Genomic DNA, 26,362 nt, shown 5'->3' with positions numbered 1-26,362 from the left:
CTGTCCAAAATCAATTGGTGCAGAAGCGTTTTACACGCAAAACCCTGTATGCATGAAATCGGGATCATTGATAATCAAAGGCAAACTTTGAATCGAGTGGTAGAGGCCATTTTTCTGGAATTTGGCGCATCGAGAGCAAAGATGCTGACAATGAATAAGACTTCCCCGGCACGCCAAAGCCTCATCGACCTGGGCCGCTCACTGGAGCTTGTTAGCATCGCCATTTGCCCTCCCTGTAGCGACGTGTCGCTGCTTGGTGAAATGGAAGTGGCCTAGATGCAATTGATCAACCCGGTCCTGGTCGGTCCGCCCACGAAAATACATGCCATTGCCAAAGGCTCAGGCATCGATATTTCGTCTTGCCGGCTCGTCACCACGGAGCACAGCCATGAGGCTGCAGCACGGACGATGGCGCTCTGCCGGTCCAGCGAGTGTGAAGCACTCATGGGAGGCAGTCTGCACACCGACGAACTGGTGCATGACGTCGTCAACGCTGCGCCCCGTTTGCGCACTGCCAAGCGCCTCCGCTATGTGTTCCTGATGGAAGTATCCACCTATAACAGAATTGACCAGTTGCGGGTGCTGACGAGAGAGGTGGCCCCGTTTTGTTGGACACGAATTTGACTTCGTTAAGTGGAGCTTTGCGGATGTAGGGTTATCCACGGCGCCGCTCGCCGCCCGATGGGCAGGGCAAGAGCGTGCGGCGCGGTGGGGAACCCGGCCTGCCATCTACGCCGCCTGTTGCCACGCGGGCAGGTTGGCGAAGTAGAACGCATCCGGCGTGCTGCCGTCAAGTGCGCTGTGTGGCCTCCGAGAATTGTAAAAATCCAGATACCGACCGATCCCGCTCTTTGCCGCGCTCACCGTTTCATACGCGTGCAAATACACCTCCTCGTACTTGATCGATTTCCACAGCCGTTCGACGAACACGTTGTCGCGCCAGCAGTCACGGCCGTCCATGCTGATGGCGATGCCGTTGTCCTTGAGCAGTTGCGTAAATTCGAGACTGGTGAACTGGGCGCCCTGGTCGGTGTTGAAGATGTCCGGTACGCCGTAGCGGTGAATCGCCTCCTGCACGGCCTCGATGCAGAAATCCGTCGTCAGCGTGTTCGACAGACGCCATGACAGCACCCGCCGGCTGGCCCAGTCCATCACCGCGAACAGGTACACGAAGCCGCGTTTCATCGGAATGTAGGTGATGTCGGCAGCGAACACCTGGTTGGGACGATTGATCTCCAGATTGCGCAGCAGGTACGGATAGACCGGATGTGCCGGATGGCGGCGGCTGGTATTGGGCTTCTTGTACAGCGCCTCGATGCCTATCTTCTTCATCAGCGTCGCTACGTGCTTGCGGCCGATCTGATGACCCTCCCGACGGAGCATGTCGCGCAGCATGCGGCTGCCGGCGAATGGATGCTGCGTGTGCAGCTCGTCGATCCGCCGCATCAATTCCAGGTCCGCTTCACTGGCTTGCTGCGGCCGGTAGTACGCCGTCGAGCGTGCCAGGGACAGGATCTGGCATTGCCGGGACACCGGCAGTTCATGGGTTCGGTCGATCATTTCTTTGCGCTCACCAATCCCGCTTTGGTGAGCGCGCCGCTTAAAAAATCGATTTCCAATGCCTGCTGCCCGATCTTGGCGTGCAACTCCTTCAGGTCCGGCACGCTCTCTTTCTCGCTGACCGCAGCGCCACCGTCAAATACGTCGGCAGCCCGCTCCAGCAACTGCCGCTTCCATTCGGTGACCTGGTTGGGATGGACTTCGTACTGCTGCGCTACCTCGGTCAATGTCTTGTCGCCGCGTAGCGCTGCCAACGCCACCTTTGCTTTGAAACTCCCTGAGTGGTTGCGCCTTGTTCTTTTGGTCATGCTTTTGCTCCTGTAATCGGCCTTGCGGCCCAGATTGTGAAGCAAAGCTGCCACTTATCCTACTGTCCGAAATTCCGGGGCCACCTCTGAGCACCGAAAAATACGTAGCCCGCCGTTCGCTCATCTCATCATGGCGGGCGCTCGAAACGAATGACTAAATTGCGGTTCATCGGGTGCCATGCATTTTCTGCCGAGTTGCATTGTCAAATAAATGCGGGATGTCGGCCATGCGGGAAATGTTCCGAATCAGGAGCGCATCATGTTAATCGAAGGCGTGTTAAACGAAGGGTTCGTTACAACGGAAGTGGACAAGCTTGTCAACTGGGTCCGTACCGGCTCGATGTGGCCAATGGCGTTTGGCTTGGCCTGCTGCGCAGTGGAAATGATGCATGCTGGTGCGTCGCGTTACGATATGGACCGATTCGGTATCATGTTTCGCGCGTCTCCACGGCAGTCCGATCTGATGATTGTCGCCGGTACTTTATGCAACAAAATGGCACCGGCTCTACGTAAGGTGTACGATCAGATGGCTGAGCCACGCTGGGTGGTATCAATGGGGTCGTGCGCGAATGGAGGTGGCTATTATCACTATTCATATTCCGTTGTGCGTGGTTGTGATCGCATCATCCCAGTCGACATTTATGTGCCGGGCTGCCCGCCGACTGCAGAGCAGCTGATTTACGGCCTCATCCAGTTACACAGCAAGATCAAGCGCACCAACACGATCGCACGTTAACCATTTTTTTACCCCTATTCAGCAGCTGTACTAGTCTGTGCGAAGGACAACGAGTTTGACGGACGTCATGCAGAGATCCGTTCAGTCGTATCGGATACCCGACAATTTGAAGGCCGGTGACGATCGTGGGCGCCACTTCGGCAAACCCGCTACTACTGCGCCTCCGGCTCGATGGCGCTTGTGCCAGCGATCAGGAAAGCAGTGTTGACCATGGCGGGCGAGCTGGCCTTCGCGCGTCAACAAACGCTGTAGCGTTTGACGCGCGCTGACGAATTGACCGATTGGCGTTGTCAGACTGGTGTCCCAGGAAGGTGCGCAAAACCTGGAAGGAGATTCAAATGCCAAAATATCTCATTCAAGCCAACTATCTCACCGACGGCGTAAAGGGCCTGCTCAAAGAGGGGGGGACGGGGCGACGTGATGCTGTTGATGAATTATTCAAATCGATGGGCGGAACCGTTGAAGCATTTTATTTTGCCTTTGGCAACGAGGACGTTTTCATCATTGCCGATCTCCCTGACAATGCTACTGCCGCGGCACTTGCTATCAGAGTCAATGCCGCTGGAGTAACCCAGTGCAAAACGACTGTGCTGCTTACCCCTCAGGAAATTGACGAGGCTGTGACGAAGACCGGCACTTATCGACCTCCCGGGTATGAAATTGACCAAGCCGAAGTGGCCAAGTGGGATAGCGAGGGCGGACATCTTGCTCGAGATTCGACTGGTAAAAGAAATCAATGAATAAAAATATGCCCGTCATAAATTTGATGACTCATTGAACGCGGATGCGGCATTCGCCTTGGCCGAAATCGACAGGCCACGCCATGGGATGGTTGTGCATTCCAATAGAACGGCCTCAATCGAAAGCCGATTATCGACGACGCCACGACCGGTTTCGATTTTCCTTCTTGGAGAAAGGCATCCCGATGTGCTGCCATGGCGCGTCGCACATCATGAGTTCCAGCTGTGGCATATCTATCTTCCAAAACGATGATCATGAGTCGCCTCCGTTTTCTTATTTGGAAAGCGAGGACCTTTCTGTGTTCACAGCTTTCCCCAGAAAAAAGCATAGGGCTGGCTTTTCTGTGAAGTGAGAACAGCACAATCAGTGGGGCGGCACTTTCAACATTATGAGCATAATGTCTAGTACCGCTGCCAGATAGTCCGATAGACGGAGTAGGGGCGTATTACGATGTTTTCCGAACGCAGGACGATCGGAATTATTGCGGACACTAACATTGCCTGCGCCCCCCCCGGGAGCGCCAAGCGTCCGCCTTACGGCATAAACTCGACAAGCAAAGAAAAGTCCAGCTCGGCCACAAGCAGTCTCTCAACATCCAAATTTCTACCCGAAAGCGGACCGTTAATAACCGGATGTGGCAAAGCGAAGGTGATTATTCTATGGGAGCCCCGCGAAACCGGCCGACGTCGATCGGCGACACCATGTTTCCCTTATTCCCCCAACTCGTACGAATGTAAGACACAACTGCCGCCACTTCACTATCGTTTAACTCGACCGCAAATGGGGGCATACCATATGGTCGCGGATTTCCCTTTGTGGTTGGGGGATACCCACCGTTCAATACAATGCGAATCGGATTAATGGGAGAGCGCGCGGCCAGCGATCGCGTTCCGACCAGCGGGGGATACCCCGGAGGTGCTCCTTTTCCGTCCGACTTGTGACATTCTGCGCAATATTTCTCATAGAGCTTTGCGCCTTGTTTTAATACTGCCTCTTCTTGCTTCGATACTTCGCCCAACTCTGATTGCGCGATAGTGTCGACATGAGGAATGGACTTCAAATAGATGGCCATTGCGTTGATATCGCTGGCCGAAAGATGCTGCAGGCTGCCGCTAATGACTTCAGCCATCGGCCCAAACACCGCTCCCTTGGAGGACACGCCAGTCTTTAATAAGTCGGCAAGGTCTTTCGTCTGCCAATCACGACGAGCGGCCCCGGCGTCCAATGCAAGCGAAGACGCATACCAGTTCAGAGTGGGAATCATTCCCCCGGTGAGGGCCGCCGTGTCCGCCGATCCGCCAAGGAAGTTTCTACTCGTATGGCAGGCACTGCAATGTCCAAGTCCTTGGACCAGGTAGGCGCCGCGGTTCCATTCGGGGCTCTGGTTCCCTTGCTCCTGATAGGCGCCGGGACTGAAATAGAGCATCCGCCAGAATGCCAGCAAGATGCGCTGGCTAAATGGAAACTGCAGCTCATGCTGCCGGTTTTCCTGTGCCACGGGTGTAAGCGTCCTGAGGTACGCAAAGATGGCGTCGGAATCCGCTCGCGTTACCTTTGTGTAGCTGGTATACGGAAAGGCTGGATACAGGAAGCTGCCATCTTTCGATTTGCCGTTATGGATCGCCCGCCAAAAGTCGTTTGATGTCCATGTTCCGATTCCAGTCTTTTTGTCCGGCGTAATATTCGACGAATAAATATTGCCGAATGGCGTAGAAATCGCTCTTCCTCCTGCGTACTCCTGCCCGCCTCGTGTCGTATGGCAGGCCATGCAGTTCCCGGCGCGCGCCAAATACGCACCCCGCGCAATCTGACCGTTCGAGTCGGCCGCCAACGTGCTGACCTGGTCGCTGCCCGGCTCGCGGACCAACTCGAGGCCGATCACGCAGGCAGGCACAAAAATACCCATGGCAAGAACAATGAGGAAAAGGCGTTTCATGAGGTGACGCTTGGTCATTGCGGCACACTGCCGCAAGCGATAGGCAGCTTGATGGATGACGCTGGGGAAGGCGTCATGTCATTCGGAATCGGCTGCGAAGCGAGCCAACTCGACACGGCACTGATGTCTTCCGGGCTGAGCTGCCTGCTGATTTTTGCCATGCAGTCGGGCGCGGCGGCACGGCGGGTGCCTGTCTTCCACGCGCCGAACTGGGAGTTCAGGTAATCGCGCGGCAGACCCAACAGGCTGGGAATCGCCGGGAGCGTGCCACTCAGTTTTTGTCCATGGCAAGCCACGCATGCAGGAATATTCCTTGACCGATCTCCGGACATGACCAAGGTACGTCCGCGCTCCAGGGCAGTGGACGCCGCATTGGAGAGCTGGGGCGGCGGATAGGGCGGGTGCAGGCTGGCGAAATATTCGGCTAGCTCCTGCAGGAAGGCATTCGACATATGCCCGACCATATAGGTCATTTGCGGGTTCTGCCGGCGTCCGTCGCGGAAATTGACTAGCTGGTTATACAAGTACCCAGCTGGTTTTCCCGCTATGCGGGGAAAGAAGCCATCATTCGTGGCCCGTCCTTCTTTACCATGGCAGGCGGCACAAGCAATGGCGCGCTGTGCGATCGTGTCGGGAATTTGCGACTGCTGCGCCTGGACACTTTGCGCGCCCGATGCAAGGACGCCTGCGAAGCACGCGCAAATCAAATTTATGCGGCCTGTGGCGAGACGGCGGGGCCGCTCTCGGTCGTGTGAACTCCTTGAAGTTCTCTTCATAACGTCAAAATTGGGTTAATGCGCTCAATACATTGGAGCTCACCATTAGTAACAAGACAACGCTTTTGGTATCAGCCGACATTTTGCTGTTCGAACGCCCTCCAAAACAGTGTCAGTAGCGCCTTCTTTTTGCATATCAGACGGCCTTCTGATCTGGCACGAACCAAATGTTGGCGGACTGCGCTCTCCACATCACCTCTCCAGGCTTTTGCTCTCTGGATGTTGGTTACGGCCACGGCATCAACTGCCTCGCTGACACATCGATCTGATACGGTGTTTTTTCAGGGTTCTGAATCTGTTTTGGACATCGTTAAAGACAGACAATCAGATGCAACGGACAAGAACAACGAAATGTCTTGATTTCCTGAACGCCACCTGGCGCCGCGATTCAGGCATTGGTTGAAACAGGGGTAGGTAGATGTATCAATACGATGAGTACGACGCGATTCTTGTGAACGAGCGCGTGGCAGAGTTTCGCGACCAGGTTGCCCGCAGAATTTCGGGAGCTTTGTCGGAGGAAGAGTTTCTGCCGCTGCGATTGCAGAACGGGTTGTACATGCAAAAACATGCGTACATGCTGCGCGTGGCCATTCCTTACGGCGTGCTGTCTTCTACTCAGCTCAGAATGCTGGCGCATATCGCGCGCAAGTATGACCGCGGCTACGGCCATTTCACCACGCGCCAAAACATTCAATACAACTGGATCAAGCTGGAGGAAGCGCCCGACATTCTTGCCGAACTCGCGACTGTCCAGATGCATGCGATTCAGACGTCCGGCAACTGCGTACGCAACATCACGACAGAGCAGTTTGCTGGTGTCGCAAAGGATGAACTGATTGACCCGCGTCCTCTCGCCGAGATATTGCGCCAATGGTCGACGCTGAATCCGGAATTCGCTTTTTTGCCACGCAAGTTCAAGATTGCGCTTTCTTCTTCGATGGAGGACCGCGCCGCCGTGCGCATGCATGATGTCGGTATCTATCTGTACAAGAACGAGGCCGGGCAAAAGATGCTACGCGTATTTGCCGGCGGCGGCTTGGGTCGCACGCCGATTCTCAGTTCGCAGATCCGGGATAACCTGCCATGGGAACACCTTCTCTCCTATGTGGAGGCCATTCTGCGGGTGTATAACCGGTATGGCCGCAGGGACAACAAATACAAGGCCCGGATCAAGATTCTGGTCAAGGCGCTTGGCGTCGAAACGTTTTCCGCCGAGGTGGAAGAGGAGTGGCGCCATCTTAAGGATGGTCCGTCTACCTTGACCGAACAGGAGTACGAGCGCGTCGCCCAATTTTTCCAGTACAAGCGATATGAACCGCTCGACGACGAGGACGTTGCATTCGCACAGTATCTGTCGGAAAACAGGCGCTTCGCCCAATGGGTGAAAAGGAATGTGCGCGAGCATAAGGTGGCCGGATACGCATGCGTGACGCTGTCGACCAAGCCGGGCGTTGCAACGCCACCAGGCGACGTGACGGCCGGTCAAATGGAACAGATCGCGGCATGGGCGGAAGAGTTCGGATTCGGCGAAATCCGGGTCGCGCACGAACAGAATGTCATCCTGCCGGACGTACGCAAGCGCGATCTGTACACGCTCTGGGTGAAGGCAACAGCAAATGGCCTTGGAACGGCCAATCTTGGCCTGCTGACCGATATTATTGCCTGCCCTGGCGGAGACTACTGCTCGCTCGCCAATGCCCGGTCGCTTCCTGTTGCGGCAGCCATTGCGCAGCGCTTCGAGGACCTGGACTTCCTGTGCGAGCTTGGCGATCTGTCCCTCAACATTTCCGGCTGTATTAATGCATGCGGCCATCACCACATAGGAAACATCGGCGTTCTCGGGGTCGATAAGGATGGCGAGGAATGGTACCAAGTCACCATCGGCGGCGCCCAAGGAATGGAATCGGCGCTCGGCAAAGTCATCGGTCCTTCGTTCCGCGCCGAAGAAATGTCGACGGTCATAGAGCGGCTAGTCGAAACGTTTTGTCGGCTACGCGTGCACGATGAGCCTTTCATTGAGACATTGGCCCGTGTCGGCGCCGAGCCGTTCAGGTCCGGTGTTTACCGCGAGGCGGCCTAATCAATTTTTCAGTGCTTTTATGCCGAAGATAATCAAGCTGGTCGGTGGTTCTCCGCACATCGTGGATGACCTTTGGGGAGTGATTCGAGACGTCGAATTGCTCGATGAAATCAACTTATCCAACAAGATCGTGCCGCTGTCGTATTTTCATACTGCTGGCATCCGCGCCGACACGTCGAAGTGTCGCGCGGTCTGGATTTCGCCGGACGACGACTTTGAGCCACTTGCGCCGCATCTGCGCCAGCTCGACCTGATTGCCGTCGATTTTCCCAGCTTCCGTGACGGCCGCGGCTACAGCATTGCTACTCTGCTGCGCTCCCGATACCGGTGGACCGGCGAATTGCGCGCCATTGGCGATGTGTTACGGGATCAGCTCAACTACATGCGGCGCTGCGGGTTCGATTCCTTTGCGGTGCGCGCTGACAAGGACATCCACGATGCGCTCCTGAGTTTCAACCACTACTCGGTCAAATACCAGGGCTCGGTCGACGAGCCGCTTCCGCTGTTCCGGCGCAGAAGCGGGAACCACGGATAAGCGCAGTTCTTTACCCGTTGCCCCTGTCCATATAACCGGCCTTTGAGCCCGTCTCCATCCCGATCAAGCGAATAACGATCATGAGCCAATCCGCCCAGACAGTGTCAGTTGTGAAGATGTATGCGCCACGCGAGCAGATCTATGCGAGAGCGGCGAACGGTGTGTATGCAAACTGGCGCTGGGCCTGCGTCTGGCTGACGCAACTCATCTTCTACGGGTTGCCATGGCTATCATGGAATGGGCGCCAAGCCGTGCTGTTCGATCTCGCGGCGCGCAAGTTTTATCTGTTCGGCATTGTGCTTTGGCCGCAGGATCTCATCTACCTGGCCTTGCTGCTGATTATCGCTGCCTTTTCGCTCTTTCTGTTTACTGCGGTGGCCGGTCGCGTCTGGTGCGGGTTCTCATGCCCACAGACGGTATATACGGAGATATTCATGTGGTTCGAGCGCAAGATCGAGGGGGAGCGCAGTGCCCGCATGCGCCTGGACCGGCAACCGTGGTCAATCGCCAAGTTTTCAAGGAAGGCGTCCAAGCACGCGGCCTGGGGGCTGTTTGCGTTATGGACGGGATTTACCTTGGTTGCCTACTTCACGCCGGCTCGCACGCTCGCGCTCGAGGCTGCCACTTTGGCGCTCGGGCCTTGGCAGTCGTTCTGGATTCTGTTCTATGGCTTCGCGACCTATGGCAACGCCGGTTGGCTGCGCGAACAGGTCTGCCGCTACATGTGCCCGTACGCGCGCTTCCAGAGTTCGATGTTTGATCCGGACACGCTCATTGTCAGCTACGACCAGAAGCGCGGCGAGCCGCGCAACGCACTTGCGAAGGCCACCGCAAAGAACCTGGCCTCGGGTTCGTGCATCGATTGTTCACTGTGCGTCCAAGTCTGTCCGACCGGGATTGATATTCGCAATGGCCTCCAGTCCGACTGCATCGGATGCGCCGCTTGTGTGGACGCCTGCAATTCGGTGATGGACAAGATTGGTGCCGCGCGTGGCTTGATTCGTTTCACGACGGAGAATGCCTTGCGCAACAATCTCGCTCCCAAACAGATTGCACGGCGCGTCCTGCGCCCGCGCGTGCTCATCTACACAGGCATTCTCGTACTAGTCATGAGCGCGTTCTGGGTCTCGCTGCTTACCCGGACGCCCCTGAAAATGGATGTCATTCGCGACCGCGGTGCAATGGGGCGCGAGGTGGAGGAGGGCATGATCGAAAATGCATTCCGTCTCCAGATCATGAGCACCGACGAGCATCCGCACCGCTACAAGATTTCGGTCACTGGAATTGAGGGCATTTCCCTGGTGACGCAGGACGAGGTTCAACTGCAGGGGGCGGAATCGCGCGCGGTCCCGGTGACGGTTCACATTCCCAAGGATAAGGGAAAGGCGGGATCCAACACGGTGACATTCGGCTTGCAAGCGCAGGATGACGTGCAGCTTCAGGTGAAAGAAAAGGCCGTGTTTTTCGTGCCACGATAAGCCCCTCATTATCGATATTCAAGCTGTAACATAAAGGACGTTCAAGATGATGATGGAAGCGACTTACGCTCCCGCGCATGCGGCGGCAGATGCGGAGCACTCCCCGAAGCCTACGTCGGAAGCCATTACGCGGCAGCTGGCGGGGCGCATACCAGGAAACAAGGGGATATGGGTTGGTATTACCTGCGAATTCGTCGAGTTCGCCCTGATGTTTTCGGTGTACTTCATCGCCAGGTATCACTACCCGGAGGCGTTTCGGAAGGGGCCGGAGCTGATCTGGACCACGGCCGGCGCTGTGAACACGCTCATCATGGTGACGAGCAGCTTTTTCGTGGCCTGTTCGCTCGCCTCCGTCAAGAATGCGCAACTTCGCCGCGCCAGGTTCTGGCTGGCGGCAGCCATCGTGACGGCACTGGGTTACCCCGTGGTCAAGCTGCTGGAAGTCGACTGGAACCTGGCGCACGGCATCGATGGCAAGGCCGGGATTTTCTACACGGTCTACTACTACCTGACGTTCAACCATCTGGTGCATGCGTGTTGGGGCATATTGGGCATGTGCTGGGCATTTTTCAGGTTGTCGACCAAGGCTTACTCCGCAGAGCAGCACGACGGCCTGGAAGCGCTGGCATGCTACTGGCACGCAACCGACATTATCTGGTTGGTCCTTTTCCCGTTGTTTTACGTATTGGCTTGAACGATGAATCAAACCACAAAAAAATCGCTGCCGGTGCCGGCCTGGCTGGCACTGCTCGCGCTCACCGGCATCAGCCTGCTATTGGGGCAGAAGGTTGGCCATGCTTCGTGGATGCCTTTCGTCGTCGCCGCCGTTATGTGGCTCAAGGGAACCGTGGTGACCCGCTATTTTCTGGAATCGCGCTCCGCGCATCCGTTCATCGCCTGGCTGCTGCGCGGTTTCGTGGCCATCGCGCCTGTCGCATTGCTGCTCACCACGCTGCTCCAAAAATAGTCGGCGCATCAGCAGTTCTGAAATGAGAATGCACATGAACGCCAGTAAAACCTTCTGACCGATGTACCGGCGTTGTCGCGCATAACGGATAGGTGTCTAACTTCTCCTTGTAGCAGCCAAATACCACACAGGACCTCCGACATGTCAACCAAGCGCTCCTTTTTCTCTACGATAAATGCCGTGGCATGGTCCTTTGTTGGCCTGCGCAGGAGAAAAGATTTTGAGCAGGATGTAGGCAGGTTAAACCCGCTATACGTCGTTCTTGCCGGCTTGATCGGCGGCGCGACATTTATTGCGATTCTTATGGCGGTCGTGCACTTGGTCGTTCATTAACAGCCTGTTTGGGTAGGTCGATAACCATAAAAGCTGGTGTCTTCCTTTCCTGGCATCGGCTTGGCTGCCAGCCTCACTCCGGTTATCGACCTACCCACACAGGCTGTTAGCCACTTGCCAGAGCCGCCTTGATTTGCGCTGATTGATTTTCCGGGAGGCGAATCGCAATATCGGCGACTGGCAAGACAGCCGGCAGTCATGATCGTCCCGTGGTGGATTTGTTGCCGCCGGCGAGCTCCAACCGGCGCGTGCGGCCGATTAAATGACCTATCGCGCCTGAATAAGGAATGGCAGGACAAAGGCGGTGAGCATGCCGGCCAGCCCCATTGCGAGGCCGGCGAATGCCCCCATCTCCTGGCTTATCTGCAGCGCCCTTGATGTTCCTATGCCATGCGCTGCCACACCAAGCGCGAAGCCGCCTGCATCCGCATCAGGAATCTTCATCCCGCGCAGAACGATCTGTGCTACACAGGTGCCAAAGATCCCGGTAAGCATCACCAGTGCGGATGTCAGAGAAGGGGAGCCGCCGATCTTTTCGGTGACACTCATTGCGATAGGCATTGTGACCGATTTTGCTGCCAGGGATAAAACCGTTGGACGGGACGCTCCAAGTAATGCGCCCGTTCCCATCGCAATCGCAACGGAGGCGGCGGAACCGGCCGCGGCAGCGAAGAGAAGCGCAAGCCAGTTGCGCCTGATCGCCTTCACTTGGCGGTATAGCGGAACCGCGAGGGTAACGGTGGCCGGTCCCAGCAGGAAGTGGATGAACCGGACACCGTTGAAATACGTCTGGTATGGCGTTCCGGTGAACTTTAGCACTGCCACGAGGATTGCCACGGATACGACCACAGGATGAAGCAATGGGTTGAATCCAGCCCTAGCGTAAATGGCGAGCGCCTGTTGATACACAAGCAATGTCGCCAGTAGCCATAGCAGTGGTGAGGCCGCTAGAAAATTCAATAAAGAAGTCGGAGAAGTCGTCATTTTCTTAAGCGGCGAACAACGAACGCCGTAATCGCTATCGATGCGACTGTGCTTGTTGTCAACGCAACCGTAATGGGAAGCCATTCATTGGCAATGCGCTCCATATGCAACATGATGCCGACGGCCGCCGGGACAAACAGCAAAGTCATGTAACCAAGGAACCGAGTTGAGAATGTCAGCAGGCTTTTATCTTCCGTGTCTCGGGCCAGCAGATAGAAAAACAGGAACAGCATGCCGATGACGGCTCCTGGTATGGGGAGCGAGAGCTCGTATGCGACTGCCTCTCCCAGGGCCTGGAACATGAGGATCTTTATGACGCTATTCATCATTCGAAGGCGCTCTTCTGTTTGCCCACCATGTCGCTTAACGCATCGACCAATCGCGCACATTCCGTTGCCGTTCCGACAGTTACACGAAGATATTGATTAATGCGAGGCTGCGCAAAATGCCGTACGAAGATAGACATTTCGCGCAGGGGTTTTGCGAGTAGGGGCGCTTCCACAGCCGGGTGGCGCATGAATACGAAGTTCGCGATGGATGGCAGCACTTCAAAGCCCATCGCAGAAAGTTTCTGTACCAACGCGTCCCGAGTCGTCATGATTGCAATGCGGTTCGTTTGAAAATATTTCTCGTCGTTATAGGATGCGATGGCAGCGGCGATCGCAACGCGGTCAAGAGGGTAAGCGTTAAAGGAGTTCTTGACGCAATTTAATGCCTCGATGAGGCCCACATGCCCGACGGCGAATCCGATACGCAGCCCCGCAAGCGACCTGGACTTCGAGAAGGTCCGGATGACCAACAGGTTGGAATAGCGATGAATCAGCGGTATGGCGGATTCGCCGCCGAAATCGATGTAGGCTTCATCAACCACGACGACTGCGTGAGGATGAGCTGCAACCAGGTCTTCAACCGCGACCAAGGGCAGTCCTATCCCTGTCGGCGCATTCGGATTCGGAAAAATGATTCCACCACAATGCTGGTCATAATCCTTCGTATTGATTTCCATGGAGTCCGATAGAGGAATCTCACGCAATCCGATGCCATACAACTTGCAGTAGACGCGATAAAAGCTATACGTCACATCGGGAAACAATAGCGGCGCATCATGTTTTAGCAGCGCGAGGAAGGCCAGGGCGAGCACTTCGTCCGATCCGTTACCGACAAAGATCTCGTCGGGAGATACGCCGTGGTAACGCGCGAGGACTTCCTTTAGGGCGGCCGCGTTCGGATCGGGATAGAGCCGCAGGCTATCCGTGGCGGCTTCTTGAATGGCAGAAAGCGCCAGCGGCGAAGGCCCGAACGGGCTTTCGTTCGTGTTCAGCTTGACGACATGTTCACCTGCCGGCTGCTCGCCCGGGGAGTAGGGTGTCAAATTCCCTACGCCTGGGCTCCAGTATCGATTCATCTTCGTGTTGATTGAGCGTGTTTGAGCGGGCTGTTTGAGGGAAGGACTGTGCTGCGAACAAATTCCCTCATTTACTGGAAATCGGGAGGGCTACGGGTATTGACTTGCCTTTGATCTGGGCGGCGATACCTCTTGCCAGGTGCGCGGCAAGCACGCTTCCAGCTCAGACAGGTAACAGGTGAGGCCGATGGTAATGACAGGAAAAACGATGTGATAGGAAATGGTGAACCCGAATTGAATTCGGGCGAGTTCAAGCGCGGTCGAGCCCAGCATAGTCATTCCCTCAAGTTCTTTACCAATCGGAAAAACGAGATCGGCGCCATTGAGTATGCTCCAAAGTGTTGTTGAATAACAGGATCAGGGACGGCTTTAAAAACCAGATCAGAGCCATCTTGATTATTCAAAAAATTCGTTCCTGTACCTGTACTTTCTAACGAGTGCTATGGTGAAATACAACAGCAGCAACGTGATACGGAGCAGAATGTCTTTGTGTTTGCTTACCGTATCAGATGTCATGCCTCAAGAAAGTTTATTTCAGCGCTTAACCCAAGGTCTTTATGAAACGCTATGAAGCACTTGCCGAGGAAATTGCTCAGTCCATTCGCACCGGGGTGATGAAACTAGGCGATCGTCTCCCTTCAGTTCGGCAGGCAAGCACGAGCCGCGGGGTCAGCCCCTCGACAGTCTTTGAGGCGTATTACCTGTTGGAAGCGCGGGGGCTGATACGCGCACGCGAGCGGTCCGGATATTACGTGACCGCAGGGGCAAAATCGCTTCCGCCCGAACCCGACATTTCTTCCCAGCCAAGCGGGGATTCGACTAACGTTGACGTCAGCCAGCTGGTTTTTGATGTGCTTGAGTCGCTCAAGACACGTGACGTGATTCCGTTTGGCTCTGCCTTTCCGAGCCCGTTGCTGTTCCCGCTGCAGCGGCTCGCACGTTCGATGGCGAGCAGCGTGCAGGAGATGGACCCGTGGAGCACGGTGGATGATCTGACGCCGGGAAATGCGGCATTGCGTCGTCAAATCGCTTTGCGCTACCTCGCTGACGGCCTGCATATCCACACCGATGAAATCGTGATTACCAATGGTGCGCTGGAAGCGCTGAATTTATGTCTTCAGGCGGTCACCCGCCCGGGCGATTGCGTGCTCATTGAATCTCCAACCTTTTATGCAGCACTCCAGGCGCTGGAACGCGTTGGGCTGAAGGCAATCGAGGTGCCGACGCACCCGCGGGAAGGTGTCGACCTTGAAGCGATGGCGCTAGCTTTGGAACGTCACAAACCGAAGGCATGCTGGTTGATGACGAACTTCCAGAATCCGCTGGGTAGCCTGATGTCAGATGAAAAAAAGCAGGCACTGGTTGAGCTGCTGACCTCCCATGATGTGCCGTTAATCGAGGATGACGTCTACGGTGAGCTTTATTTTGGAAGCAAGCGTCCCATTTCCGCAAAAGCGTTCGACACGAAGGGGTTGGTGATGCATTGCGCCTCCTTCTCGAAATGTTTGGCGCCGGGCTACCGGATAGGCTGGGCAGTGCCAGGGCGATTTACCCAGCGCGTGGCTCGCTTAAAGGTCACGACGACGCTGTCCGCCTCGGCGCCGGCACAGGCGGCGCTTGCCGACTACCTGGCCAAAGGTGGATACGACAAGCATTTGCGCCAATTGCGCCACGCGTTATCCGTGCAACAAAGCGCAATGGTGCAAGCCGTTGTGCGTCATTTCCCCAAGGGCACAAAAGCGACTCGCCCAAGCGGTGGGTATTTCTTGTGGATAGAGCTGCCGGGCAAAATCAATACGCTTGAAGTGCACAGGCAAGCGTTCTCACTGGGAATCAGCATCGCGCCGGGACCGATGTTTTCCGCGCACCGCGGATTTGCGAATTGCCTTCGTCTTAACTATGGACATCCGTGGGATGAGCGAACGGAGGCAGCGTTAACCACGCTCGGTCGCTTGATTGCTGCAAATATGGAAGCAAAAAGAGAATGATCTCAATTTGCTATCGCACGCATACCTTGCAGGCAGCATACGCACGTTTCAGAACCTTGCTTAAGCGGTCTATGTATGAGTAGACGCTTTGCCATTCACTACTTTTTAGCTCGGCTGATTGAAGCCTATGCGTATCTAATAAGGAAAGAACATCGATTGCGCCTTCAAGGTTCTCCAAAAGTTTAATCATCCCAGATATAGAGCAGGACGCAGGTCGAGAAAGAACCAGAGGACGCCCGTTGACACTGAGAATTAGCTCTTTAGAAAAAACAGGTGGGACGTGAGGGAAAGTTGCATTTTAGTAGCGAAAGTCGTTCCGTTCGATTATCCTTAAATTTCAAATTGTTATTATCGAAAGCGCCCATGGACGCCCGCACCATCTTCGCAGAGCGTGAGTTTCTGAATCGAGGTGCCAGGGATATCGTCAACGCGATTCCGGCAGCCTTTTTCGTTAAGGATCGTTTAAGCAGGATCATCCTGATGAACCGCGCATGCGAGGAGCAGTGGGGGATCGCGTTTGACGACTTATACGGGACCGATGGCAGCGGATTCTTTCCCCCGGACCAGATGGAACACTTCCTCGAAATGGACCGTCATGTGTGGGCCAGTCGAACTGCGGTCGACTTCGAAGAGAGCTATTGGAACGAGTCCCTCAAGGAAAATCGCGTTGGCAACACCTCGAAAAGGCCTGTTTTCGATGACGATGGAACGCCGCTCTATCTTATCTGCATAACGATTGATGTCACAGTCCAGAAGCATGCCGACGCAAAAGTGCGTGCAAGCGACGCCATGTTGCGAGGCCTCTTTCAATCTGCCCCGGTTGGGATTGTGCTGACGGATTGTGATGGTCGCTTTCTTGAATTCAACCGGGCGTTTGAGCTAATCACCGGGCACACCGCAGACGAGCTCCATGCCCTCGACTACCGGTCGCTCACTCCTCCGGAATATGATGCAGAGGATGAGGTGCAGCTTGAGTCGCTTGAGCGTAGTGGCAGCTACGGTCCGTATAAAAAAGAGTACCTGCGGAAGGACGGCGAGCGGACTCCGGTGAGATTGACCGGCGTACAAATTCCTGGACCTGGCACCCAGCCCTGCGTCTGGTCGCTTGTCGAGGATATTACCAATGCCAGAAAGCTGGACGAATCCATGAAGCTCGCTTCATTGATTTACCTGTCGAGCAATGAAGGCATCATGGTGACCGACGAAGAAAACCGGATTCTTGACGTCAATCCCGCATTCACCCGCATCACTGGATATCAACTGGACGAGATCAAGGGCAAGAACCCGAAGTTGATGCAGTCCGGACTGCACAACAAGGAGTTCTACGTTCAGTTCTGGTATTCGCTTAACAAAAACGGGTGCTGGCAGGGCGAAATGTGGGATCACCACAAGGACGGGCATTTGCTCGGAAAATGGCTGAACGTCAGCATAATCCGTAGCGCCGACGGCCGCGTTTACCGCTATGTTGCACAGTTCTCGAACATTACCGAAAGACGCCAGCAGGATGAATTGATCTGGCATCAGGCCAACTACGATCAATTGACGGACATCCCGAACAGGCGGCTGTTTCTCGACCGCTTGGAACATGAACTAAAGAAGGCAAAGCGCACCGGCTTGCCGCTTGCAATCCTGTTCATCGATCTCGACAACTTCAAGGAAATCAACGACAAGCTTGGCCACGACAAGGGGGACTTGTTGTTAAAAGAGGCAGTTCGGCGAATTCAACGCCTAATTCGCGGAACCGACACGTTCGCACGTTTAGGTGGAGACGAGTTCACCATCATTATCCCGGAATATGGTGGCAAGGAAACAGTTGATCGTATTGCGACAGAAATCGTTCAGGACCTGCGTAGCGCATTCGAACTTGGGGGCGTTCAGGGGAAGGTATCGGCCAGCATTGGTATTACTGTGTATCCGTCCGATTCCGACAATCTCCAATCGCTTGTCAAACATGCGGACGAAGCGATGTATGTTGCAAAGATGCGCGGGCGAGACCGGTTCGTGTATTTCTCCGATACCTTGTAGCGCAGGCACTGAACTTACTGAATGCCCTCGGTGAAGACACATGATTGCCAGGCAAAAGAAATGGACTTATGAAATAAAAATAAAAAGCGAATCCTTTCCATATTTCCAGCCTATTTCGATAGGGCGAACCGCCATGTAATGAGGCCACAAGCGAACTGCAGCATCGCCAGGTATGTGTCTGCACGCTTTTCCCATCGCACCAGCAGTCGGCGAAACCGGTTCAGTCAGCTGTTTGTTCCCTACCACCCAGCGGTGAGCACGGACTGTTGACGTTCACCGGAAGTTGACCCACTTTGGAGTGCCGTGGCCGAATGTATCAGTAAACCGCGTCTACAAGTTGTCGATTGGATGTAAGCGATCCATGACGGACGTCCCTTGTCGGATAGTCTCGCGTGTTGTTAGCGCGATTACAACCGAGTCGTCGGGAGGGAGATTTTCCAGGGCAGCAGCGCCTCGTAATCATCGGCCGTAGTTGCCAGAGGCAGCGCGCGGAGCAGTTTGATCAGGTAGGCGTACGGATTGACGTTATTGGCCTTGCAGGTCTCGATGATGGAATACAGATTGGCGCTGGCAGTAGCGCCGCCGACGGTGTCCGCAAACAGCCAGCCCTTTCGCCCGATCACGAAGGGACGGATCGCGTTTTCGCACTGGTTGTTGTCAATCGGCCAGAGGCCGTTCTCGATGTAGCGCGTCAGTTTGGACCACTGCCCACTCAGATAGGCAAGAGCACGGCCGAGCTTGCTGTTGGGCGTGACGATCGGCTGATACGTCAGCAGCAGGCGCTCGATGTGCTTGAGCACATGGGCGCTGTAGCGGGCGCGCAGCCGTTGTCGGTGGGCCGCGTCGGCGTGCCTGGCTCGGGCCTCGGCGGCATAGAGCTTGCCGATGGCTGCAATGAATTGCGTGGCAGGCTGCTGCGGTGTGCGCGACTCTTTCGGCAGCACGTCCTCGGCCTCGATGAAGTAGCGTCGACAATGGACCCAGCATCCGAGGTGCACCAGACCATGGGTCGCCGCGATGGCGTTGTAGACCTCATAGCCATCCGTCATCAGCACTGCGCCTTTGGCCATGCCGGCATAGAGTTTGAGCGCATGGCTGGTTCCCCGACCGGGAGAGTAGCCGAACAAGCGCACCGGCGGTCCCGTGCCATTCATCTGCGCCCACAGATAGCTTTGGGTCTGCGGCGAGCGGCCCGGTTCCTTGAGCACCTGCAGTTCCGTCTCGTCGCCGTACACCAGCTCGGATTCCAGCAGCACGTCGCGCAGCAGGTTGATGATCGGCTGCACTGCCTGACCAACGCGCACCACGCTGGCGGCCAGCGTGGTGCGCGACAGGTCGCCGCCAAAGCGGCGCAGCAAGGCCGCTTGCCGATACAGCGGCAAGCCATCCTGATACTTCGCCGTCACGATCCACGCCAGCGCCGCTTCGGTCAGCAGGCCCTTGGGGATGACGCGCGCTGCGGCAGGCGTGACCTTGATGCCGCCATCGCAGCACGGGCAGGCGTACTTGATGCGCTGATGCTGGATCACGCGTACCTGCTGGGGAATGATGTCGAGCTGTTCGCTGATCTCGGCACCGATTTCGATCAGGACGCTGCCGTCATGCGGGCAAATACGCTCGGATTCGGGCAGCTCGTGACGCACGACGTCGCGCGGTAGCGCGGGATCGAGCGGCTTGCGGCCACCACGCTTTTTGCGCAGATGGCTCGCCACTTCAACGCCTGGCTCGTCCTCTTTGGCAGGCTCAGCGGAGGCAGTCGGCGCCAGGGTCTCGGCCTCGTTAAAGAACAGATCCTTTTGCCCGGCACTGCGTGCTTCGCTGCGTGCCGCATACAGCTTGTGCAGATACGCCTGCACGCGTTCCTTGAGCAGGCCCCGCTCGAGCGTCACGACCCGCAGCTCACCGCGCAACGCGTCACGCTCCTGCGCTGCCTGGCGCAACGCTTCCAGTTCCTCGGCCGTGATCATGACGTTTTGCATGGACTTTTTGACAACGCTCTGCCGCCCCGGTTCACGCCGTGCGACGGTAATGGCGCACAGGATGGCCGCGCATGGCTTCCAGGTCGATCCCATCGAGCAGCCATTGCAGCTGCTCGACGCTGAGCTCGACCACCGCTGACGCTTTCGGCCAGACGAAGCGGTCCGCTTCCAGCCGCTTGAACAGAAGCCAGAATCCGGTGCGATCCCACAGCAGCAGTTTGATGCGGTCGCGCCGCTTATTGCTGAAGACGTAGACCGCCCGAGCAAAGGGATCGAGCCCGAGGCCTTGTTCGACCAGCGCAGCCAGGCCATTGATGTTCTTGCGGCCGTCCACCGGCTCGCGGTGCAGGAATACCTTCAGAGCCGGGTCGAGACGGAACATGGCAGTGTGCACAGCAGGCGCAACAAGCACGACAGCTCATCTTCGCCATGCCCACTCAGACAAATCTCGATGCCGTTGGGCAGCCGCACTCGTAACCCGGACTCTGTGGGCTTGCTGCAGGAGCCCGCCGGCACGACCGGTATGAATGGAGGCGGTGAAGGCGCGACAGACTGTGATGTCGCAACAGGAGATTGCTCCTGTTTCTGCAGGTGCAGGCTGATCCACTTGCGCAGCAGGTTCGCGTTGATGCCATGCTTGAGCGCCACGCGCGCCACTGACACGCCTGGCTTGAGGCATGTCTGGACCAGCTCGGCCTTCGCCTGTTTGTCATATCGCCGGCGTCCATCCCGCTTGCTGCCGACAACCAGCCGCTGCAACAGCTCTGAGTCATGCTCTGCCATAGGTGTCCACCTCCATGTAGGTGGACATATCCTGACTGCTCAAACTCCGCGATTCAAGACGCCGATGATGGATCGCTTACCTCGATTTGAGTGCCCCGTGTTGCTGCAGATGCGTTTTTGATCGGGGCAGGCAAAAGGCGGGGTGCAAAGCAAAACGCCCCCAGCAAGGGGATGCTGGGGGCGTTTTAGGAGTAACTAGCCTGACGATAACCTACTTTCACACTGGTTGCAGCACTATCATCGGCGCGAAGTCGTTTCACGGTCCTGTTCGGGATGGGAAGGGGTGGTACCAACTCGCTATGGTCATCAGGCATAACTTGTAGTGTTGCTTGAGGCCGGTGCACTGGCGCATCAAACAACGCAATCTGGGAAGAAGCAGTAGGGGTACTACATATATTGGCGGGTGTGATGCTCAATCGAGTCACACGCTACTCTTGCCTATACCTGCTAAGGTTATAGGGACAAGCCGCACGGGCAATTAGTATCAGTTAGCTTAACGCATTACTGCGCTTCCACACCTGACCTATCAACGTCCTGGTCTCGAACGACCCTTTAGGGGAATCAAGTTCCCGGGAAGTCTCATCTTGAGGCAAGTTTCCCGCTTAGATGCTTTCAGCGGTTATCTCTTCCGAACTTAGCTACCCGGCAATGCCACTGGCGTGACAACCGGTACACCAGAGGTTCGTCCACTCCGGTCCTCTCGTACTAGGAGCAGCCCCCCTCAAACTTCCAACGCCCACGGCAGATAGGGACCAAACTGTCTCACGACGTTTTAAACCCAGCTCACGTACCACTTTAAATGGCGAACAGCCATACCCTTGGGACCGGCTACAGCCCCAGGATGTGATGAGCCGACATCGAGGTGCCAAACTCCCCCGTCGATATGAACTCTTGGGAGGAATCAGCCTGTTATCCCCAGAGTACCTTTTATCCGTTGAGCGATGGCCCTTCCATACAGAACCACCGGATCACTATGTCCTACTTTCGTACCTGCTCGACTTGTCAGTCTCGCAGTTAAGCACGCTTATGCCATTGCACTATTAGCACGATGTCCGACCGTACCTAGCGTACCTTCGAACTCCTCCGTTACACTTTGGGAGGAGACCGCCCCAGTCAAACTGCCTACCATGCACTGTCCCCGACCCGGATAACGGGCCAAGGTTAGAACCTCAAACAAACCAGGGTGGTATTTCAAGGTTGGCTCCACGGCAACTGGCGTCACCGCTTCAAAGCCTCCCACCTATCCTACACAGATTGGTTCAAAGTCCAATGCAAAGCTACAGTAAAGGTTCATGGGGTCTTTCCGTCTAGCCGCGGGTAGATTGCATCATCACAAACACTTCAACTTCGCTGAGTCTCGGGAGGAGACAGTGTGGCCATCGTTACGCCATTCGTGCAGGTCGGAACTTACCCGACAAGGAATTTCGCTACCTTAGGACCGTTATAGTTACGGCCGCCGTTTACTGGGACTTCAATCAAGAGCTTGCACCCCATCATTTAATCTTCCAGCACCGGGCAGGCGTCACACCCTATACGTCCACTTTCGTGTTTGCAGAGTGCTGTGTTTTTATTAAACAGTCGCAGCCACCAGTTTATTGCAACCCCTTCACCCTCCTGGCGCAGGCCAGTCAAGCTACAAGGGCGTACCTTATCCCGAAGTTACGGTACCAATTTGCCGAGTTCCTTCTCCCGAGTTCTCTCAAGCGCCTTAGAATACTCATCTCGCCCACCTGTGTCGGTTTGCGGTACGGTCTCGTATGACTGAAGCTTAGAGGCTTTTCTTGGAACCACTTCCGATTGCTTCGCGGCATAAAGCCGCTCGTCCCAACCCCTTGAATTACGCCAGCGGATTTGCCTACTGGCCTTCTTTGAGTTAGGAACCGGGACATCCAACACCCGGACAACCTTCCGCGATCCGTCCCCCCATCGCATCACACGACGGTGCAGGAATATTAACCTGCTTCCCATCAGCTACGCATCTCTGCCTCGCCTTAGGGGCCGACTCACCCTGCTCCGATGAACGTTGAACAGGAAACCTTGGGCTTACGGCGTGCGGGCTTTTCACCCGCATTATCGCTACTCATGTCAGCATTCGCACTTCTGATACCTCCAGCATCCTTTACAAGACACCTTCGCAGGCTTACAGAACGCTCTCCTACCATCTGCATTACTGCAGATCCGCAGCTTCGGTGACTGGCTTAGCCCCGTTACATCTTCCGCGCAGGACGACTCGATCAGTGAGCTATTACGCTTTCTTTAAAGGATGGCTGCTTCTAAGCCAACCTCCTGACTGTTTTAGCCTTCCCACTTCGTTTTCCACTTAGCCAATCTTGGGGACCTTAGCTGGCGGTCTGGGTTGTTTCCCTCTTGACGTCGGACGTTAGCACCCGGCGTCTGTCTCCCAAGCTCGCACTCATCGGTATTCGGAGTTTGCAATGGTTTGGTAAGTCGCGATGACCCCCTAGCCATAACAGTGCTCTACCCCCGATGGTGATACTTGAGGCACTACCTAAATAGTTTTCGGAGAGAACCAGCTATTTCCAGATTTGTTTAGCCTTTCACCCCTATCCACAGCTCATCCCCTAGTTTTTCAACACTAGTGGGTTCGGACCTCCAGTGCGTGTTACCGCACCTTCATCCTGGCCATGGATAGATCATCTGGTTTCGGGTCTACACCCAGCGACTGAACGCCCTATTCGGACTCGCTTTCGCTACGCCTTCCCTACACGGTTAAGCTTGCCACTGAATGTAAGTCGCTGACCCATTATACAAAAGGTACGCAGTCACCCCTTGCGAGGCTCCTACTGTTTGTATGCACACGGTTTCAGGATCTATTTCACTCCCCTTCCGGGGTTCTTTTCGCCTTTCCCTCACGGTACTGGTTCACTATCGGTCGATATCGAGTATTTAGCCTTGGAGGATGGTCCCCCCATGTTCAGACAGGGTTTCACGTGCCCCGCCCTACTTGTCGCAAGCTTAGTTCCACAATCCAGATTTCGCATACGGGGCTATCACCCGCTATGGCTGCACTTTCCAGAGCATTTTGCTATCTCGACTGCTAAATCTTGCAGGCTGTTCCCATTTCGCTCGCCACTACTTTGGGAATCTCGGTTGATTTCTTTTCCTGTAGCTACTTAGATGTTTCAGTTCGCCACGTTCGCTTCACACACCTATGTATTCAGTGTGAGATGACCCAAAGGGCCGGGTTTCCCCATTCGGAAATCTGCGGATCAAAGCTTGTTTGCCAGCTCCCCGCAGCTTATCGCAGGCTACAACGTCCTTCATCGCCTGATATCGCCAAGGCATCCACCATGTGCACTTATTCGCTTGTCCCTATAACGTTAGCTTCTCTTGCGAGAAACGCTATAGAGCTTGAGTTTGCGTGCCGTATTCCAGACTCTCGTTGTTACGAGAACTCTTTCATACTATTGATTGATACAATCACAACCCACCAGTCTTCACCAACGCGTCATCACAACGCATCAGCTCCAGCTGATAAATCTTTACTACTTCTTCCAGATTGTTAAAGAACAAAAACAGCCAATGATCTAAAAGATCAAACCTAAACTGGAGCGGGAAAAGAGTCTCGAACTCTCGACCTCAACCTTGGCAAGGTTGCGCTCTACCAACTGAGCTATTCCCGCATCGCTTCGCCACCTTGTGTGACGCAACTTAGGTTTGATTTTTCATTGTCATGAAGTGGTAGGTCTGATTGGACTCGAACCAACGACCCCTACCATGTCAAGGTAGTGCTCTAACCAGCTGAGCTACAGACCTACTGCTGTTCTCGAATAACACACCGATAAGTGTGAACGCTTGATTTTCGTGCGAATACTCTAGAAAGGAGGTGATCCAGCCGCACCTTCCGATACGGCTACCTTGTTACGACTTCACCCCAGTCACGAATCCTACCGTGGTAAGCGCCCTCCTTGCGGTTAGGCTACCTACTTCTGGTAAAACCCGCTCCCATGGTGTGACGGGCGGTGTGTACAAGACCCGGGAACGTATTCACCGCGACATGCTGATCCGCGATTACTAGCGATTCCAACTTCATGTAGTCGAGTTGCAGACTACAATCCGGACTACGATACACTTTCTGGGATTAGCTCCCCCTCGCGGGTTGGCAGCCCTCTGTATGTACCATTGTATGACGTGTGAAGCCCTACCCATAAGGGCCATGAGGACTTGACGTCATCCCCACCTTCCTCCGGTTTGTCACCGGCAGTCTCATTAGAGTGCCCTTTCGTAGCAACTAATGACAAGGGTTGCGCTCGTTGCGGGACTTAACCCAACATCTCACGACACGAGCTGACGACAGCCATGCAGCACCTGTGTGAAGGCTCCCTTTCGGGCACTCCCCGATCTCTCGAGGATTCCTTCCATGTCAAGGGTAGGTAAGGTTTTTCGCGTTGCATCGAATTAATCCACATCATCCACCGCTTGTGCGGGTCCCCGTCAATTCCTTTGAGTTTTAATCTTGCGACCGTACTCCCCAGGCGGTCAACTTCACGCGTTAGCTGCGTTACCAAGTCAATTAAGACCCGACAACTAGTTGACATCGTTTAGGGCGTGGACTACCAGGGTATCTAATCCTGTTTGCTCCCCACGCTTTCGTGCATGAGCGTCAGTGTTATCCCAGGGGGCTGCCTTCGCCATCGGTATTCCTCCACATATCTACGCATTTCACTGCTACACGTGGAATTCTACCCCCCTCTGACACACTCTAGCCGTGCAGTCACAAATGCAGTTCCCAGGTTAAGCCCGGGGATTTCACATCTGTCTTGCACAACCGCCTGCGCACGCTTTACGCCCAGTAATTCCGATTAACGCTTGCACCCTACGTATTACCGCGGCTGCTGGCACGTAGTTAGCCGGTGCTTATTCTTCCGGTACCGTCATCCCCCCGGGGTATTAGCCCAAGGGATTTCTTCCCGAACAAAAGTGCTTTACAACCCGAAGGCCTTCTTCACACACGCGGCATTGCTGGATCAGGGTTGCCCCCATTGTCCAAAATTCCCCACTGCTGCCTCCCGTAGGAGTCTGGGCCGTGTCTCAGTCCCAGTGTGGCTGGTCGTCCTCTCAGACCAGCTACTGATCGTCGCCTTGGTAGGCTTTTACCCCACCAACTAGCTAATCAGATATCGGCCGCTCTAAGAGCATGAGGTCTTGCGATCCCCCACTTTCACCCGTAGGTCGTATGCGGTATTAGCTAGTCTTTCGACTAGTTATCCCCCACTCTAAGGCACGTTCCGATATATTACTCACCCGTTCGCCACTCGCCGCCAGGATTGCTCCCGCGCTGCCGTTCGACTTGCATGTGTAAGGCATGCCGCCAGCGTTCAATCTGAGCCAGGATCAAACTCTTCAGTTTAATTCCTGTTTTGTGCCATCTCTGGCAGGTTCCGTAGAACCGTCGCTCACTCAAAATACTGACTAGGTCCGTTCTTGCGAACTTACCTGTATTTCTTTGTGAGCACTTGATATGCTTTGAGCTTCGGCAACTTCCGTCGCCGCCGCACTGCCACCAAGCGCCCACACTTATCGGCTGTTATTTGTTAAAGAACTTATATTGCCGTCGCTTTGCGACTCGCTGACATAGCGTTTTGTTTGTCAGCAGCAGAGAAACGGGATTATGAAGCGTTTTATCGTTTGCGTCAAGCGCTTTATTTTAAAGGTTTTGACGCCGCTTTTTTGTAACTCATATTTCAACGTACAAATAAAGGTCGTTGAAATTATGGGCTAACACTT

Annotated in this window: 22 protein-coding genes, 2 tRNA genes, 3 rRNA genes and 2 pseudogenes; 12 read left to right on the top strand and 17 right to left on the bottom strand. The window is 55.2% G+C overall.

What is annotated here, in order from left to right; all coding sequences use genetic code 11:
• Positions 1–48 precede the first annotated feature (48 nt).
• Together TSA66_RS16280 and TSA66_RS16275 are read left to right on the top strand one after the other, a co-directional pair.
• The gene (locus TSA66_RS16280; protein ID WP_040038571.1) at positions 49–276 is read left to right on the top strand and encodes a hypothetical protein; all 228 of its coding nucleotides are present in this window, start codon (positions 49–51) and stop codon (positions 274–276) included.
• Positions 277–624, top strand: a complete 348-nt coding sequence (locus TSA66_RS16275) for a hypothetical protein (protein WP_040038572.1) — start codon at positions 277–279, stop codon at positions 622–624.
• A 105-nt stretch (positions 625–729) separates the two neighbouring features.
• Here TSA66_RS16275 and TSA66_RS16270 read toward each other — a convergent pair.
• Positions 730–1,868, bottom strand: a protein-coding gene (locus TSA66_RS16270) for an IS3 family transposase (RefSeq protein WP_408639464.1) whose coding sequence is annotated in 2 segments (ribosomal slippage) — positions 730–1,610 and positions 1,610–1,868 — 1,140 coding nt in all. Because the reading frame shifts where the segments join, the coding sequence is not laid out codon by codon here.
• Between the two features lie 259 nt (positions 1,869–2,127).
• On the opposite strand from TSA66_RS16270, the gene TSA66_RS16260 reads away from it, so the two are divergent.
• On the top strand, positions 2,128–2,604 hold the full coding sequence (locus TSA66_RS16260; RefSeq protein WP_040038601.1) for a NuoB/complex I 20 kDa subunit family protein: 477 nt from the start codon (positions 2,128–2,130) through the stop codon (positions 2,602–2,604).
• Between the two features lie 338 nt (positions 2,605–2,942).
• Positions 2,943–3,344: a GYD domain-containing protein gene (locus tag TSA66_RS16255; RefSeq protein WP_040038575.1), complete on the top strand. Its 402-nt coding sequence runs from the start codon at positions 2,943–2,945 to the stop codon at positions 3,342–3,344.
• On the opposite strand, the gene TSA66_RS27050 is transcribed toward TSA66_RS16255, so the two are convergent.
• From TSA66_RS27050 to TSA66_RS16245, 3 genes are all read right to left on the bottom strand, one after another.
• Positions 3,338–3,601 carry a hypothetical protein gene (locus TSA66_RS27050; RefSeq protein WP_157691539.1) on the bottom strand — a complete coding sequence of 88 codons (264 nt, stop codon included), beginning with the start codon at positions 3,599–3,601 and terminating at the stop codon, positions 3,338–3,340. The two genes, TSA66_RS16255 and TSA66_RS27050, sit on opposite strands and share 7 nt — an antisense overlap.
• 396 nt (positions 3,602–3,997) lie before the next feature.
• Complete coding sequence (locus TSA66_RS16250) at positions 3,998–5,281, bottom strand: c-type cytochrome (protein WP_084199153.1); 1,284 nt, start codon at positions 5,279–5,281, stop codon at positions 3,998–4,000.
• Between the two features lie 14 nt (positions 5,282–5,295).
• Positions 5,296–5,805, bottom strand: coding sequence for a c-type cytochrome (locus TSA66_RS16245; protein WP_332309919.1), 510 nt, complete (start codon positions 5,803–5,805; stop codon positions 5,296–5,298).
• A gap of 670 nt (positions 5,806–6,475) precedes the next feature.
• Between TSA66_RS16245 and TSA66_RS16240 the strand changes: the two genes are divergently transcribed.
• The 6 genes from TSA66_RS16240 to TSA66_RS16215 all read left to right on the top strand — a co-directional run bounded on the left by TSA66_RS16240 (position 6,476) and on the right by TSA66_RS16215 (position 11,450).
• On the top strand, positions 6,476–8,137 hold the full coding sequence (locus TSA66_RS16240) for a nitrite/sulfite reductase (protein ID WP_040038577.1): 1,662 nt from the start codon (positions 6,476–6,478) through the stop codon (positions 8,135–8,137).
• Between the two features lie 19 nt (positions 8,138–8,156).
• Entirely contained in the window at positions 8,157–8,672 is a 516-nt protein-coding gene (locus tag TSA66_RS16235) for a DUF934 domain-containing protein (protein WP_040038578.1), read from the top strand.
• An 80-nt stretch (positions 8,673–8,752) separates the two neighbouring features.
• On the top strand, positions 8,753–10,150 hold the full coding sequence (ccoG, locus tag TSA66_RS16230) for a cytochrome c oxidase accessory protein CcoG (protein ID WP_040038579.1): 1,398 nt from the start codon (positions 8,753–8,755) through the stop codon (positions 10,148–10,150).
• 46 nt (positions 10,151–10,196) lie between these two features.
• Complete coding sequence (locus TSA66_RS16225) at positions 10,197–10,844, top strand: cytochrome c oxidase subunit 3 family protein (protein ID WP_198358648.1); 648 nt, start codon at positions 10,197–10,199, stop codon at positions 10,842–10,844.
• Positions 10,845–10,847: 3 nt separating this feature from the next.
• A complete protein-coding gene (locus tag TSA66_RS16220; protein WP_040038580.1) occupies positions 10,848–11,117 on the top strand; it encodes a hypothetical protein in 270 nt (89 codons plus the stop codon).
• Positions 11,118–11,258: 141 nt separating this feature from the next.
• Positions 11,259–11,450, top strand: coding sequence for a DUF2970 domain-containing protein (locus tag TSA66_RS16215; RefSeq protein ID WP_040038581.1), 192 nt, complete (start codon positions 11,259–11,261; stop codon positions 11,448–11,450).
• 267 nt (positions 11,451–11,717) lie between these two features.
• Here the strand turns inward: TSA66_RS16215 and TSA66_RS16210 are convergent, their stop codons facing one another.
• From TSA66_RS16210 to TSA66_RS26310, 4 genes and pseudogenes are all read right to left on the bottom strand, one after another.
• A complete protein-coding gene (locus TSA66_RS16210) occupies positions 11,718–12,434 on the bottom strand; it encodes an LrgB family protein (RefSeq protein WP_040038582.1) in 717 nt (238 codons plus the stop codon).
• Complete coding sequence (locus TSA66_RS16205; protein ID WP_040038583.1) at positions 12,431–12,763, bottom strand: CidA/LrgA family protein; 333 nt, start codon at positions 12,761–12,763, stop codon at positions 12,431–12,433. The genes TSA66_RS16210 and TSA66_RS16205 overlap by 4 nt, the downstream gene beginning before the upstream one ends.
• On the bottom strand, positions 12,760–13,839 hold the full coding sequence (gene hisC / locus TSA66_RS16200) for a histidinol-phosphate transaminase (RefSeq protein ID WP_040038584.1): 1,080 nt from the start codon (positions 13,837–13,839) through the stop codon (positions 12,760–12,762). The genes TSA66_RS16205 and hisC overlap by 4 nt, the downstream gene beginning before the upstream one ends.
• A 138-nt stretch (positions 13,840–13,977) precedes the next feature.
• A pseudogene (locus TSA66_RS26310) lies at positions 13,978–14,112 on the bottom strand (cytochrome ubiquinol oxidase subunit I); the annotation flags it as partial.
• A gap of 284 nt (positions 14,113–14,396) precedes the next feature.
• Here TSA66_RS26310 and TSA66_RS16195 point away from each other — a divergent pair.
• Positions 14,397–15,827 carry an aminotransferase-like domain-containing protein gene (locus TSA66_RS16195; RefSeq protein WP_040038586.1) on the top strand — a complete coding sequence of 477 codons (1,431 nt, stop codon included), beginning with the start codon at positions 14,397–14,399 and terminating at the stop codon, positions 15,825–15,827.
• Positions 15,828–16,190: 363 nt separating this feature from the next.
• A complete protein-coding gene (locus tag TSA66_RS16190) occupies positions 16,191–17,852 on the top strand; it encodes a sensor domain-containing protein (protein ID WP_052451974.1) in 1,662 nt (553 codons plus the stop codon).
• 110 nt (positions 17,853–17,962) lie between these two features.
• Here the strand turns inward: TSA66_RS16190 and TSA66_RS27045 are convergent.
• From TSA66_RS27045 to TSA66_RS16150, 9 genes and pseudogenes are all read right to left on the bottom strand, one after another.
• A pseudogene (locus TSA66_RS27045) lies at positions 17,963–18,113 on the bottom strand (IS5/IS1182 family transposase); the annotation flags it as partial.
• A 146-nt stretch (positions 18,114–18,259) separates the two neighbouring features.
• On the bottom strand, positions 18,260–19,831 hold the full coding sequence (gene tnpC, locus TSA66_RS16185; RefSeq protein WP_040039297.1) for an IS66 family transposase: 1,572 nt from the start codon (positions 19,829–19,831) through the stop codon (positions 18,260–18,262).
• A gap of 31 nt (positions 19,832–19,862) precedes the next feature.
• Positions 19,863–20,213, bottom strand: coding sequence for an IS66 family insertion sequence element accessory protein TnpB (gene tnpB, locus TSA66_RS16180; protein WP_040038456.1), 351 nt, complete (start codon positions 20,211–20,213; stop codon positions 19,863–19,865).
• Positions 20,189–20,614, bottom strand: a complete 426-nt coding sequence (gene tnpA / locus TSA66_RS16175; RefSeq protein ID WP_040038455.1) for an IS66-like element accessory protein TnpA — start codon at positions 20,612–20,614, stop codon at positions 20,189–20,191. The genes tnpB and tnpA overlap by 25 nt, the downstream gene beginning before the upstream one ends.
• Positions 20,615–20,812: 198 nt before the next feature.
• Positions 20,813–20,925 (bottom strand): 5S ribosomal RNA (rrf, locus tag TSA66_RS16170).
• A 146-nt stretch (positions 20,926–21,071) separates the two neighbouring features.
• Positions 21,072–23,947: ribosomal RNA gene (locus tag TSA66_RS16165) — 23S ribosomal RNA — on the bottom strand.
• A 235-nt stretch (positions 23,948–24,182) separates the two neighbouring features.
• Positions 24,183–24,258: transfer RNA gene (locus tag TSA66_RS16160), tRNA-Gly, on the bottom strand.
• Between the two features lie 56 nt (positions 24,259–24,314).
• Positions 24,315–24,391, bottom strand: a tRNA-Val gene (locus tag TSA66_RS16155).
• A 63-nt stretch (positions 24,392–24,454) separates the two neighbouring features.
• A 16S ribosomal RNA gene (locus tag TSA66_RS16150) occupies positions 24,455–25,985 on the bottom strand.
• The 16S, 23S and 5S rRNA genes sit together here with 2 tRNA genes alongside, the layout of an rRNA operon.
• Between the last annotated feature and the right edge of the window lie 377 nt (positions 25,986–26,362).

Source organism: Noviherbaspirillum autotrophicum (assembly GCF_000818395.1).
Lineage (GTDB): Bacteria > Pseudomonadota > Gammaproteobacteria > Burkholderiales > Burkholderiaceae_D > Noviherbaspirillum > Noviherbaspirillum autotrophicum.
The sequence above is the reverse complement of the archived record's forward strand: the minus strand, read 5'-3'. Positions and strand labels throughout refer to the sequence as shown.

Coding starts and splice junctions, on each gene's coding strand:
- TSA66_RS16280 (WP_040038571.1), top strand. CDS start 49: ATGCATGAAATCGGGATCATTGATAATCAAAGGCAAACTTTGAATCGA.
- TSA66_RS16275 (WP_040038572.1), top strand. CDS start 277: ATGCAATTGATCAACCCGGTCCTGGTCGGTCCGCCCACGAAAATACAT.
- TSA66_RS16260 (WP_040038601.1), top strand. CDS start 2,128: ATGTTAATCGAAGGCGTGTTAAACGAAGGGTTCGTTACAACGGAAGTG.
- TSA66_RS16255 (WP_040038575.1), top strand. CDS start 2,943: ATGCCAAAATATCTCATTCAAGCCAACTATCTCACCGACGGCGTAAAG.
- TSA66_RS27050 (WP_157691539.1), bottom strand. CDS start 3,601: ATGATCATCGTTTTGGAAGATAGATATGCCACAGCTGGAACTCATGAT.
- TSA66_RS16250 (WP_084199153.1), bottom strand. CDS start 5,281: ATGAAACGCCTTTTCCTCATTGTTCTTGCCATGGGTATTTTTGTGCCT.
- TSA66_RS16240 (WP_040038577.1), top strand. CDS start 6,476: ATGTATCAATACGATGAGTACGACGCGATTCTTGTGAACGAGCGCGTG.
- TSA66_RS16235 (WP_040038578.1), top strand. CDS start 8,157: ATGCCGAAGATAATCAAGCTGGTCGGTGGTTCTCCGCACATCGTGGAT.
- ccoG (WP_040038579.1), top strand. CDS start 8,753: ATGAGCCAATCCGCCCAGACAGTGTCAGTTGTGAAGATGTATGCGCCA.
- TSA66_RS16225 (WP_198358648.1), top strand. CDS start 10,197: ATGATGATGGAAGCGACTTACGCTCCCGCGCATGCGGCGGCAGATGCG.
- TSA66_RS16220 (WP_040038580.1), top strand. CDS start 10,848: ATGAATCAAACCACAAAAAAATCGCTGCCGGTGCCGGCCTGGCTGGCA.
- TSA66_RS16215 (WP_040038581.1), top strand. CDS start 11,259: ATGTCAACCAAGCGCTCCTTTTTCTCTACGATAAATGCCGTGGCATGG.
- TSA66_RS16210 (WP_040038582.1), bottom strand. CDS start 12,434: ATGACGACTTCTCCGACTTCTTTATTGAATTTTCTAGCGGCCTCACCA.
- TSA66_RS16205 (WP_040038583.1), bottom strand. CDS start 12,763: ATGATGAATAGCGTCATAAAGATCCTCATGTTCCAGGCCCTGGGAGAG.
- hisC (WP_040038584.1), bottom strand. CDS start 13,839: ATGAATCGATACTGGAGCCCAGGCGTAGGGAATTTGACACCCTACTCC.
- TSA66_RS16195 (WP_040038586.1), top strand. CDS start 14,397: ATGAAACGCTATGAAGCACTTGCCGAGGAAATTGCTCAGTCCATTCGC.
- TSA66_RS16190 (WP_052451974.1), top strand. CDS start 16,191: ATGGACGCCCGCACCATCTTCGCAGAGCGTGAGTTTCTGAATCGAGGT.
- tnpC (WP_040039297.1), bottom strand. CDS start 19,831: ATGCAAAACGTCATGATCACGGCCGAGGAACTGGAAGCGTTGCGCCAG.
- tnpB (WP_040038456.1), bottom strand. CDS start 20,213: ATGTTCCGTCTCGACCCGGCTCTGAAGGTATTCCTGCACCGCGAGCCG.
- tnpA (WP_040038455.1), bottom strand. CDS start 20,614: ATGGCAGAGCATGACTCAGAGCTGTTGCAGCGGCTGGTTGTCGGCAGC.